The 12,370-nt window shown below is 55.8% G+C and carries 11 protein-coding genes; 1 reads left to right on the top strand and 10 read right to left on the bottom strand.

Features of this window, described 5'->3' with window-relative positions:
- Positions 1–16: 16 nt before the first annotated feature.
- Both ACXAGA_RS05600 and ACXAGA_RS05595 read right to left on the bottom strand, forming a co-directional pair.
- The gene (locus ACXAGA_RS05600; RefSeq protein WP_475116536.1) at positions 17–712 is read right to left on the bottom strand and encodes a response regulator; all 696 of its coding nucleotides are present in this window, start codon (positions 710–712) and stop codon (positions 17–19) included.
- 2 nt (positions 713–714) lie between these two features.
- Positions 715–1,212, bottom strand: coding sequence for a MarR family winged helix-turn-helix transcriptional regulator (locus tag ACXAGA_RS05595; RefSeq protein ID WP_475116535.1), 498 nt, complete (start codon positions 1,210–1,212; stop codon positions 715–717).
- 150 nt (positions 1,213–1,362) lie between these two features.
- Between ACXAGA_RS05595 and ACXAGA_RS05590 the strand changes: the two genes are divergently transcribed.
- Entirely contained in the window at positions 1,363–2,229 is an 867-nt protein-coding gene (locus ACXAGA_RS05590; RefSeq protein ID WP_475116534.1) for a branched-chain amino acid aminotransferase, read from the top strand.
- 37 nt (positions 2,230–2,266) lie between these two features.
- Here the strand turns inward: ACXAGA_RS05590 and ACXAGA_RS05585 are convergent, their stop codons facing one another.
- From ACXAGA_RS05585 to ACXAGA_RS05550, 8 genes are all read right to left on the bottom strand, one after another.
- Positions 2,267–3,187 carry a DMT family transporter gene (locus tag ACXAGA_RS05585; RefSeq protein WP_475116533.1) on the bottom strand — a complete coding sequence of 307 codons (921 nt, stop codon included), beginning with the start codon at positions 3,185–3,187 and terminating at the stop codon, positions 2,267–2,269.
- A 10-nt stretch (positions 3,188–3,197) separates the two neighbouring features.
- Positions 3,198–4,226, bottom strand: coding sequence for a tRNA epoxyqueuosine(34) reductase QueG (gene queG, locus ACXAGA_RS05580; RefSeq protein ID WP_475116532.1), 1,029 nt, complete (start codon positions 4,224–4,226; stop codon positions 3,198–3,200).
- Positions 4,216–4,881 carry an FtsZ-binding protein FzlA gene (fzlA, locus tag ACXAGA_RS05575; RefSeq protein WP_475116531.1) on the bottom strand — a complete coding sequence of 222 codons (666 nt, stop codon included), beginning with the start codon at positions 4,879–4,881 and terminating at the stop codon, positions 4,216–4,218. The genes queG and fzlA overlap by 11 nt, the downstream gene beginning before the upstream one ends.
- 72 nt (positions 4,882–4,953) lie before the next feature.
- Positions 4,954–5,643 (bottom strand): monofunctional biosynthetic peptidoglycan transglycosylase, encoded by a 690-nt coding sequence (mtgA, locus tag ACXAGA_RS05570; protein ID WP_475116530.1) that lies wholly within the window; start codon positions 5,641–5,643, stop codon positions 4,954–4,956.
- A gap of 80 nt (positions 5,644–5,723) precedes the next feature.
- Entirely contained in the window at positions 5,724–6,704 is a 981-nt protein-coding gene (locus ACXAGA_RS05565) for a DUF6976 family protein (RefSeq protein ID WP_475116529.1), read from the bottom strand.
- Positions 6,705–6,724: 20 nt separating this feature from the next.
- Positions 6,725–6,931 carry a hypothetical protein gene (locus tag ACXAGA_RS05560; protein WP_475116528.1) on the bottom strand — a complete coding sequence of 69 codons (207 nt, stop codon included), beginning with the start codon at positions 6,929–6,931 and terminating at the stop codon, positions 6,725–6,727.
- Positions 6,932–7,099: 168 nt separating this feature from the next.
- Positions 7,100–11,638 (bottom strand): glutamate synthase large subunit, encoded by a 4,539-nt coding sequence (gltB, locus tag ACXAGA_RS05555; protein WP_475116527.1) that lies wholly within the window; start codon positions 11,636–11,638, stop codon positions 7,100–7,102.
- On the bottom strand, positions 11,625–12,326 hold the full coding sequence (locus tag ACXAGA_RS05550) for a hypothetical protein (RefSeq protein WP_475116526.1): 702 nt from the start codon (positions 12,324–12,326) through the stop codon (positions 11,625–11,627). The genes gltB and ACXAGA_RS05550 overlap by 14 nt, the downstream gene beginning before the upstream one ends.
- Between the last annotated feature and the right edge of the window lie 44 nt (positions 12,327–12,370).

Genomic DNA, 12,370 nt, shown 5'->3' with positions numbered 1-12,370 from the left:
CAATCCTGTTCATGCGTCAATCAGGCTGGAGCATGTATCCAGACCCGCGGATCGTTTGCAGGAACCGCGGCTGTTTCGGATCCACCTCGATCTTGCGGCGCAGGCGCGTGATTTGCACGTCCACGGCGCGTTCTTGGGTCTGGCCGCCTGAACGGCTCAGTTCCTCGACCAATGTGGTGCGGGTGATCGGTTCGCCGACTTTGGCGCTGAATATTTTCATCAGCTGGCTTTCGGTGGCGGTCAGACGGATCAGATCGTCGCCTTTCCACAGTTCGCCCCGTTCGATGTCATACCGAAACGGACCCATGTCCAGCGCCTTGGGCGTGATTGCCGCCGGCGCGGCCTGTGGCACGCGGCGCAGGATCGCGTTGATCCGCAACAGCAGTTCTTTGGGTTCGAACGGTTTGGCGATGTAATCATCGGCGCCCGCCTCTAGCCCCGCGATGCGATCGGCGGTTTCGCCTTTGGCGGTCAGCAACAAAATCGGAGTGCTGATTTTCGCGCGCAGGTCACGACACAGCGACATGCCATCTTCGCCCGGCATCATCACATCTAAAACGATCAGATCGAATTCCAGACCCGACAGCAAACGCCGTGCATGCGCGGCATCGCGCGCGGTGCTGACCAGAAACCCGTTACGGATCAGAAATTTTTGCAGCAAGCTGCGAATACGTTCGTCGTCATCAACGATCAGAATATGGGGATCATCCATGTTCAGGTCGTCCTATCCCTCAGCGCCTCGTAGTGACGACGCATGTCTTCATCCATCATCGCCTCTAGAACCTGCCGAAATCCGGCCACAGCCGATGGACCAGCTGCACGAAACGCCGCGCGCATACGATCCCGCTGCGCATCGGACAATTCACGTTCTAGCGACGCTCCCGCCTCGGTCAGGAAAAGATGGCGTTCGCGTTTATCTGTCTTCCCGACCCTGCTCTCTACCAAACCGTCTTCGATCAAAGAGCGCAACACACGATTCAGGGATTGTTTTGTAACACCAAGGATCGACAGCAGGTTATTCACGGTCGTGCCGGGACTGCGATTGATAAAGTGGATCGCACGGTGATGGGCGCGGCCATAGGCTTTGCCCTCTAGGATACGATCAGGATCTGCCGTGAATCCGCGATAGGCGAAAAACATCGCCTCGATCCCCTGACGTATCTGTTCATCTGTCAAAAACAGAAGCGACTGACCGCTGGGCACATCATTCATGGCAATTCATCCCTTATTCATTGTGCAGCAGAATACGTCAGCCTTGTTGACATTCCAAGGGCCGAATGATAGCGAATCCCCCGAAACGCGCAATTTTATGACTCGCAGCGGGTCATTTGCGTAACGAATCTAACTCTGAAGGGAAATATCATGGCGGGTTATGACGATCGCGATGGCAAAATCTGGCTGGACGGCAAACTGGTAGAATGGCGCGACGCAAACGTCCACGTCCTAAGCCACGCCCTGCACTATGCCTCTTCGGTGTTCGAAGGCGAACGCGCCTACAACGGCAAGATTTTCAAATCCGTTGAACATTCTGAACGTCTGCTGGTTTCGGGCAAATTGCTGGATATGGAAATCCCATACACCGTCGAAGAAATCGAAGCCGCAAAACAAGCCGTTCTGGATGCCAACGGCCTGACCGACGCCTACATCCGCGTTGTTGCATGGCGCGGCGCTGGCGAAGACATGGGTGTCGCATCGTCGCGCAACCCTGTTCGCTTGGCTGTCGCTGCATGGACATGGGGCGCCTATTACGGCGATGCGAAAATGCAGGGCGCGAAACTGGACATCGCGAAATGGAAACGCCCTAGCCCGGAAACCATCCCGACCGCCGCCAAAGCCGCTGGTCTGTACATGATCTGCACCATGTCCAAACATGCCGCAGAAGCCAAAGGCTGTTCCGACGCGCTGTTCCTAGATTATCGCGGTTACGTTGCCGAAGCGACCGGCGCGAACATCTTTTTCGTGAAAGACGGCGAAGTGCACACGCCAATCGCTGATGCGTTCTTGAACGGCATTACCCGTCAGACCATCATCGGCATGCTGCGCGACAAAGGCGTCACCGTTCACGAACGCCGCATTCAATTGGAAGAGCTGGAAGGTTTCGAACAGTGCTGGCTGACCGGCACCGCAGCAGAGGTAACCCCAGTTGGCCAGATCGGCGACTACACCTTTACCGTTGGCGATGTGACCCGTGACATCGCCGCCGAATACGAGGCACTGGTCCGCGCGTAATCGCCAACCAAACCCCGATTTTGATGACGCCCTATGGTTAGCCCTGGGGCGTCATTGCTTTTCTAGGTTGGGTGCGGTTCAGACGCAGTTGGTTTTCGCGCCAGATGATCGCGATGCCCGCGCAGATCACGATGAACCCGCCAATCAGTGTGGTGCCTGTCGGAATTTCATCGAAAATCATCCAGCCGATCGCGACCGAAAAAATCATCGACGAATATTCAAACGGCGCGACCAAAGACGCGTCCGCATAACGATAGCTGGACGTCAGCAGGATCTGCCCCACACCGCCCAATAGGCCCGATCCGATCAGCAGCGCAGCCTCGGTCCATGTGGGGATCGACCAACCCCAATATAGGGTGAACAGCGACAGTCCCGTGGCCGTGCAGGAAAACCAGAACACGATGGATGACGTGGATTCAGTTTTGGTCATTTTGCGGATGAACACCTGCGCCAATGCCGCGCAAACGGCCCCGCCCAGCGCGAAAACAGCGCCCAACGTCGCCGCCGTATCCATGCCAGCCGCGCCGACCGACAGGCGTTGCGACAAAACCACCATCACCCCGACCAGCCCGACGCCCACCATCGATAGGCGGAACAGACGCACGGTTTCGTTCAAAAACATCGATGCAAAGATGACCACAAAGATCGGCATCGCATAGCCAATCGCCGTTTGTTCCGGCAGCGGCAGATAGGCCAGTGACGCAAACATCAGCGCCATCGCGGACGTGCCCACCACCCCGCGCCAAACGTGGTTCAACGGGTTTTTCGTTGCAAACCCCTGCGCCAAATCCCCGCGCAGCCACAGCCACGCGACGATAACGGGGATGGCAAAGAATGACCTGAAAAACACGGCCTCGCCAGGGGGAATATGGGGCGAGGTTGCTTTGATCATCGCGGCCATCATCACAAAGACTAGGACGGACAGAATTTTAAATGTGATCGCGCGGATCGGCTGCATAGCTATGGCCTTAATCTAGTCGCGATACGGCCCATGTTGCTGCCTCGGCCACGACCGGATCGGGATCACTGGTCAACGCCTTGGCCGATTCAATCAATGCCGGATCGCCCGAATTACCGATGGCATATAAAACGTTCCGCACAAAACGATTTCGTCCGATGCGTTTAATAGGGCTGCCCGAAAACATGGCGCGGAATGACGGATCGTCCAGCGTGGCCAGTTCGGCCAGTTGCGGCGCGATCAGATCATCGCGGGCGGCGTATTTCGCATCGCGCGCGGTGGCGGCGAATTTGTTCCACGGGCAGGCCGCCAGACAATCGTCGCAGCCGTAGATGCGGTTGCCCATCTTTTCGCGCAAATCGAGCGGCACTTGCCCGCCAAATTCGATGGTCAGATAGGAAATACAGCGCCGCGCGTCGATCTGAAACGGCGCGGGAAAAGCATCCGTCGGGCAGGCCGTCAGGCACGCAGTACAAGACCCGCAATGGGACACATCCGCATCATCGGGTTCCAATTCAATCGTCGTGAAAATCGCGCCCAGAAAAAACCAGCTGCCCAGATCGCGGCCCAAAAGGTTGGTGTGTTTGCCCTGCCATCCCAGACCCGCCGCCTGCCCCAGCGGTTTTTCCATCACGGGGGCGGTATCGACAAAGACTTTGATCGCTTCGTCCCGCTGTTGTTCCAGCATCCAGCGACCGACCTTTTTCAGGCGCTTTTTCACCACGTCATGGTAATCGCGGTTCTGGGCATAGACGCTGATCGCGGCGCGGTCGTGTTGGCCTATGACATCCATCGGATCGTGATCGGGAGTGTAGGGTTCGGCCAGCATGATGACCGATTTCGCCTCGGGCCATAGTTCCGCGGGGTTCCCGCGCCAATGCATCCGGTCGGCCATCCACGCCATATCGCCGTGACGGCCCGCATCCACAAATTCCTGCAGTCGCGCAGCGATATCAGGCACCGCGTCAGGGCGGCAAACGCCCATCTTGGCAAAGCCCGCGTCCAGCGCAAAGGCGCGTATCTGATCCTTAGAAATCAAGGTTCGCGTATTGTGGCGATGGCTTGAACCCTGGGATTTGGTCAGCCAGAATTGTGCGGAACGCAGGGCGCGATTTGATTTTCGCGTACCAGTCTTTGACGACCTCGGACCGGTTCCAATCCACGTCCGACACATAGTCCAAACAGGACAAATGCGATGCCGCCGCGAAATCCGCCAGCGTCATTTCGTTACCCGCCAACCAGCGGCGTTTTTCCAATAGCCACGCCATGTAATCCAGATGGTATTTGATCGCCTTGGCGCCCGCTTTGACGTTTGAACTATCTGGATAGCCGGTGCCCATAATTTTGCGGAACACGCGTTCGCCCATCAGTTTTGACGTAACCTCGGCATAGAATTTATCGTCGAACCACGACACCAGACGGCGAGTTTCGTAACGCGCTTCGGCGGAACGCGGCAAAAGCGCGGGATCGGGAATGGTGTCTTCCAGATATTCGCAGATCGCCATGCTTTCGGAAAAGAATTTGTTGCCGATTTTCAGGATTGGCACCTTGCCCGCAGGGTTACGGCGTTTGAAATCGGCATCCTGTTCCCAATAACGCTCTTCGATCAGCTTCACTTCGATTTTCTTTTCGGCAAGGCACAGGCGCACTTTGCGAGAGAAAGGCGAAAGGGGATAGTGATACAAGGCGTACATCAAAAACTCCGGTTCGATACTACGCCTTCCATGCAGGAGTTCAGCCGCGGGTTCAAGTCAGGCAAACACCCATTAGCCAGAGTTTGCCGTAAAACAATCGGCGCGACCATCACGTTCGATGGTTGCCGCACCGTCCAGAATTTGTGCGGCTCGGTTGCGCAAGTAATTCGTAGGGTCCGCCGCATCGCGGGTTTTAGGCGAAGGCAAAACAGCCGCCAAACGCGCCGCCTGTACCGCAGTCAGATTGGCCGCCGTGGTTCCGAAATAATGATCCGCCGCCGCCTGGACACCAAACACGCCTTGATCAAATTCGGCGACGTTCAGGTATACCTCTAGGATACGGGATTTGGACCAGAACAATTCGACCAATGGGGTCAGGCCGGCCTCGATTGATTTGCGAACCCACGACCGCCCCTGCCACAGATAGACGTTTTTCACGACCTGCTGAGAAATGGTCGATCCACCGCGCGCGGCGCCATCCTCCATCGCGGTGCGGATCGCGTTGATGTCCAAACCCCAGTGCAGGCAGTAATTGGCGTCTTCGGCTGCAACGGCGGAACGCGCCATGACAGGCGCAATATCATCAAAATCCACCCATTCGCGTTCGATGAACCCGAACTGGCGATACTGGCCAATCATATAGGGCGTCATGCGCGGGTTAACGACCGAATACAAAAGTACGCCGCCCACCACAGTCACCGCGACCGCAAATAAAACCCGCCAGACCCAACGACGAAAGCCCGCCTTTAAGCGGGCGGTCATGGGCAATTTTGCCTTGGTTTTCTTCGTAGATTTGGCCATGGCGACAGGTATAGGCGTCCTGTCGCCATGTGCAAAGCCGTTTAGGCCGCTTTTAGATCCAGTTTGACCAATGTCTGGTTCAACAGGATGTAAGCGATTTCACCAAAGGTGACTGGCCCCGTGAATTGACCGGTCTTTTTGCCTTCTAGTTCGCCATACAGGTAATTCAGGATGCAGTTGCAGGAATACTGGCCCATCCCAGAATCGCCGACCGACGACGCAAAAGCCGCAGCATAATCCGCCTGAGGCGCAGCCAGTTTATATTCCATGCCCGCCACGACAGGCGCATAGAATTGAACCTCTTTTGCCTCTGCATCGACATTCTGGATCGATACGTTGATCATCGAACCCGCGTAGTTGGCAACCAACGGCAAACGCGTATCGATTTCGTTTTCGATCAAATAGTCCGCCAAATTGACCGTTTCACCGTTCACATTGACCGACTTGGCCGAAAACCCATCGTCGTCAAATTTAAAGGTCAGTTCGTCGCCCTGATCAAAGATATTGACGATATCGACGTCAACACCCGATCCGGCAGGCATTTCAACATGCAATAGAACGGCCCCATCTTCGGCAGATGTCCCCGTTGACCCGTCAACGATCTGCGGCGTTTTGCTGCCCAATTCGTCCAGATGAACACCGGTAATCCAACCCACCAGCGGCTGATCGAAAACCGCGACATTATCCGCGCCCGACATCGCAAATTCGGTATGGGTTTTGGAAAACGCGGGGATCAGGACAACCGTGAAACCATTGTCACGGTAGCCATCTGCAATTTGTCCCAGCGTGTCCGCAGCAACCATTCGAACCGTCGCACCAACCGCATTTTCAAACGTGGTGCAGAACAATTTGTCATCGACGACAGCGCCGCCATTTTCAGTCACAAAATATGCGGTGGTCCCGCCGATCCAATTGCCCTGTGGCAGTTGTTTCATCAGTTCGGCAGATCCCGCAACAACGACTGGCGCACCGCTACGGATACGGTCTGCGGCTTCGTCTACGGAAAGAAGTTCGTTTTTCATTCATTCGCCCCTAAGAGATATCAGATCGACGCAAGGTCTTCGGCAATTATTGGTTTAGAGATCAGTATGCTTTCCAGTTCCGACACTTTTTGGTCGATAGAAAGAGGGCTGTTGGAAACCTCTAGCCGCATACGTGTCAGCATGATGCGGGTCGCCAAAGACGCTTTGGACAGATCTGAATTGCTGGACAAAAGCGTTTTGATTTTCGCCCGTGGGATTACTGGCATTGGGCACCTTTGTTGTTTTTGTGATGTGAGTAGCAGTTGAAACAACATAGGTCTGAGGGGCAAAGCTGAATAGCTATACTATTGGGCGAATATGCACACTCATTAGATGTAAAAAGGGCGACACTGTTATCCAGTGCCGCCCTTTTGTGGTCTTGTTTCGCAGAACGATTATTCTGCTGGAATTGCTTTTTCTTCGTTGGTCAGCGGATGCGGAATGTGGATCAGCATCTCTTTTGGGCAAACCTGAACAAAGTTGGCTTTTTCGATATCCCAGTGCTGCAGGATCTCAGCAGCTTTGCGGCTGCCGGTTTCTTCAGCGTGGCGTTCGATCAGGCCTTTCAGCTGGGCTTCCCAGTGATCAACGGTGACTGGGCAGGTGACCAGCGTTTCCATGTTCATCAGAGGTTCGTTTTTGCCCTCTGGGTCGTACAGATACGCCATACCGCCCGTCATACCCGCACCAAAGTTCGGGCCGATAGAACCAAGGATAACCGCAACGCCGCCGGTCATGTATTCACATGCGTTCGAACCTGCGCCTTCGACGACCACTTTCGCACCCGAGTTACGGACAGCGAAACGTTCACCCGCGCGGCCAGCCGCGAACAGGTAACCGTCGGTCGCACCGTATAGAACAGTGTTACCGATGATGGTGTTTTCCGACGCAACCAGCGGGCTGTTCATTGGCGGACGGACAACGATGGTCGCACCCGACAGGCCTTTGCCCACGTAGTCGTTGGAATCGCCCGACACTTCGATTTTCAGACCTGGCGCACCGAATGCACCCAGCGCCTGACCAGCCGAACCTTTCAGTTTCACGGTCAGGTGGTCAGCCTGCAGGTTATTGCGCATACCGAACTGGCGAACGATATGGCTCGACGTGCGGGTACCGATCGAACGCGACGTGTTCTGAACAGCGTATTCCAGCTGCATCTTTTCACCATCGCGCAAGAAGCGTTCAGCGTCTTTAACGATTTCCGCGTCCAGAGTGTCTGGAACAGGGTTACGTGGCTTGTTCAGATCGTATTTGATCTTGTCCGCACCATCGACGGTGATCAGCAGTGGGTTCAGGTCCAAATCGTCCAGATGTGCCGAACCACGCGAAACCTGAGTCAGCAGGTCAGCACGGCCGATTACTTCGTCCAGGCTACGTGCACCGATGGACGCCAGAATTTCGCGTACTTCGGATGCGTAGAAGGTGATCAGGTTCACAACCTTGTCTGCGGTGCCGGTGAATTTGGCGCGCAGTTCAGGGTTCTGGGTACAAACACCAACTGGGCAGGTGTTCGACTGACACTGACGCACCATGATACAGCCCATCGCGATCAGCGCAGCGGTACCGATACCGTATTCTTCGGCGCCCATCATAGCCGCCATGACGATGTCACGGCCGGTACGCAGACCGCCATCGGTACGCAGGGTGACGCGTTCACGCAGGTTGTTCATTGCCAGAACTTGGTGCGCTTCGGTCAGACCCATTTCCCATGGCAGACCACAATATTTGATCGAGGTCGCAGGGGATGCGCCGGTGCCGCCGTTGTGGCCCGAAATCAGGATCGTGTCGGCCTCTGCTTTAGCAACGCCTGCTGCAATCGTACCCACGCCGGACGATGCCACCAGTTTCACGGTGACTTTCACGGTCGGGTTGATCTGCTTCAGGTCGTAGATCAGCTGAGCAAGGTCTTCGATCGAATAGATGTCGTGGTGCGGAGGAGGCGAAATCAGCGTCACGCCTTTGGTCGAGTGACGCAGACGTGCGATCAGGTCGGTCACTTTCATGCCTGGCAGCTGACCACCTTCGCCTGGTTTTGCACCCTGCGCGACTTTGATCTCCAGCTCTTCACAGTGGTTCAGGTATTCGGCGGTTACGCCAAAACGGCCCGAAGCCACCTGTTTGATCTTTGCCGACGGGTTATCGCCGTTTGGCTCTGGAACAAAGTGTGCCGGATCTTCGCCGCCCTCGCCCGAGTCGGATTTCGCACCGATACGGTTCATCGCAACGTTTAGCAGTTTGTGCGATTCTGGCGACAGTGCGCCCAGCGACATACCTGGGGTTACGAAACGTTTGCGGATCGAAGTGATCGATTCAACTTCTTCGATCGGGATCGGCTTGCCCATTGGTTTGATGGCCAACAGGTCACGCAGGTGGATCGGTGGGTTCGACTGCATCGCCGACGAATACTGTTTCCACAGTTCGAACGACGAACGGTCACACGCGGCCTGCAGCAAGTGCATGGTCGACGCTTCCCAAGCGTGTTTTTCGCCCGAACGGCGCGATTTGTAGAAACCACCAACTGGCAGAACGTTTTTGCCCGATTTCCAACCTTCGGCGTGCGCTTCTTCCAGTTTGTGCTGGATACCGTGCAGACCGATGCCCGAAATACGGCTGTGCATACCTGGGAAATATTCGTTGACCATCGCACGCGACAGACCAACGGCTTCGAAGTTCAGACCGCCGCGGTACGACGCCAGAACCGAAATACCCATTTTCGCCATGATCTTCAGCAGGCCGCCGTCGATCGATGCGCGATAGTTTGCGACCGCTTCGGTCAGGGTGCAATCCAGCAGGCCGCGTTCGATGCGGTTCGCCAAAGTGTCCTGTGCCAGATAGGCGTTCACAGTGGTCGCGCCACAGCCGATCAGAACCGCAAAGTAGTGCGGGTCGATACATTCCGCCGAACGGACGTTGATCGAACAGAAGGTGCGCAGACCTTTGCGGGTCAGCCACGAATGAACAGCCGAGGTTGCCAGAATGATTGGCATCGCGACTTTGTCGTCACCCTGATTTTCGTCTGTCAGGATGATGTGACCTGCGCCCGAACGCACGGCGTCTTCGGCTTCGGCGCGAACACGCTCTAGGCCAGCGCGCAGGGCTTCTTGGTCGCTGCCAGCTGGGAAGGTGCAATCGATGGTGACAACGCTATCGCCGAAATGTTCAACCATTTTCGCGAATTCTGCGTTGCCGACAAACGGGCTTTCCAAAACCAGAATTTCGGTCTGGCTGCTGCTTTCGTCCAACACGTTTTTCAGGTTACCGAAACGCGTCTTCAGCGACATCACGCGGGTTTCACGCAGCGAGTCGATCGGGGGGTTCGTCACCTGAGAGAAGTTCTGACGGAAGAAGTGCGACAGAGGACGGTACATTTTGGACAGAACAGCCGAAGGCGTATCGTCGCCCATCGAAGCCAGAGCTTCTTTGCCGTCTTCCGCCATTGGCGTCAGGATCTGTTCGACTTCTTCTAGGCTGTAGCCCGCAGCGATCTGACGTTTGCGCAGGTCATCGCCCGAGAACATGGTCGATTCCTGAACGTCGCCCATCAGGTCGGTCAGGTCGGTGACTTTTTCGATCCAGTCGCCGAATGGCTGCGCTGCGGCCAGTTTGTTTTTCATTTCGACGTCGTGGTACAGCTTGCCTTCTTTCATATCGACGGCAATCAACTGACCTGGGCCCAATGCGCCTTTTTCAACGCAGGTTGCTTCGTCCGTTGGGACCATGCCTACCTCGGAACCAGCGATCAGCTGGCCGTCACCGGTCACAACGTAACGTAGTGGGCGCAGACCGTTACGGTCCAGACCGCCACAGACCCAACGACCGTCGGTCATTGCCAGCGCAGCAGGGCCATCCCATGGCTCCATCACTGCGTTGCAGTAGCTGTACATGTCCTGCCACGCCTGAGGCATGCCGTCAGACTGTTTGGACCATGCTTCTGGTACCAGCATGGTTTTCGCCATTGGCGCGTTGCGGCCAGCGCGAACCAGAACTTCGAACACAGTGTCCAAAGCGCCCGAGTCAGAAGTGCCCGCAGGAATGATCGGTTTGATATCCTCTGCCATGTCGCCAAAGGTCGACGATGCCATGCGGATTTCATGGCTTTTCATCCAGTTGATGTTGCCTTTGACGGTGTTGATTTCACCGTTGTGGGCCAGCATGCGGAACGGCTGAGCCAGACGCCATTCTGGGAATGTGTTGGTCGAATAACGCTGGTGATAAATCGCGAAAGCCGATTCAAAACGTGGGTCCATCAGGTCCGGATAGAATTCCGCAACCTGTTCGGCCAGCATCATGCCTTTGTAGATGATCGAACGGCAGGACAGCGAACAGAAATACAGCGAAGGGATCTGTGCCGCCAGAGCCGCTTTTTCGATGCGGCGACGGATGATGTACAGTTCGCGTTCGAACTGTTCTTCGTCGATGTCTTTGTCGCAACGGATCAGGATCTGTTCGATCTCTGGGCGGGTTGCGTTCGCTTTGTCACCCAGACATTCGGTGTTCACCGGAACGTGGCGCCAGCCATAGATGTAGTGGCCCATGCGCAGGACTTCGGTCTCTACGATGGTACGGCAGCGTTCTTGGGCGCCGAAATCGGTGCGTGGCAGGAACACCTGACCGACAGCGATCAGTTTGTTCATGTCAGGTTCGTGGCCCGTACGACGGATCTGGTCGTAGAAGAAGGTCACAGGGATCTGAACGTGGATACCCGCGCCGTCACCGGTTTTGCCGTCTGCGTCCACAGCACCGCGGTGCCAGATCGCTTTCAATGCATTGATGCCGTTTTCAACAACCTTGCGCGATGGGGTACCATCCAGCGCAACGACTAGGCCAACGCCGCAGGACGAATGTTCATCGTCGGTGCGGTACAGGCTGTTTTCGGCCATCCATTTGCGCTTTGCCTCTTCGGCAGCAACCCAGGTTTCGTCATAGATGGTCATGAGGCATCTCCTTGCTGTCAAGTTGAATGGGCGCGCGAGACATCACAGCGTCACATCCGAACTTGGGATTGACTGAGAGAAATCCGGGATCACCCGGAAAATCGAATTCCACCGGACTTTCGTCGGTGTCAAAAGTGTTCCCATCCGCCGTAATGGCCGCCGTTCCGGGAAAGAACCGGCGCCATGTCGGATGGATGTATTCATTACCTTGGGCCTGCCACAGAATATTGCCGTCGTTGCCATAGGCGGTGACGTTGTTTTCTGTTTCCAGCAGCTCGACACCGTCAATGGTGACCGAACGGCCCGTCAGCTGGTCGAACCCTGTGAAATGGGTCGCGCCAACCTGCGGGGACTGCGTTTTGAAATCGAACGTATCAATGCCCGTTTCCAGCAGTTCATCGAAATTCGCAGGATCATTCGGAGTAGGTTCCAGATTTTCCTGAATTCCGCTGCGCAGGCTAAAGCTTTCGATCCATTGGGTTTGCGTGTCGATGCGGCTTACGAAAGTCATGCCCGTTTGATCGAACGTTGCGCTTTGTTGATGGCCCGAGGGGTCATTTTCGCAACGAAAGAAATGCATGACTTCGCATGACCGCAACTGCGCCGAGGCATAAGCCTCGCACCCTGCTGGCAGGTCAAAGGTGTTTTGCGCAGCCGCAGGCATGCCCAGACCAGCAGCGAAAGCCACTAGCATAGGTCCTGCAATGATGCGCAAAACGTTCATCTGTGTTC

It is taken from the genome of Marivivens sp. ABH4_498 (genome assembly GCF_056160585.1).
The sequence above is the reverse complement of the archived record's forward strand: the minus strand, read 5'-3'. Positions and strand labels throughout refer to the sequence as shown.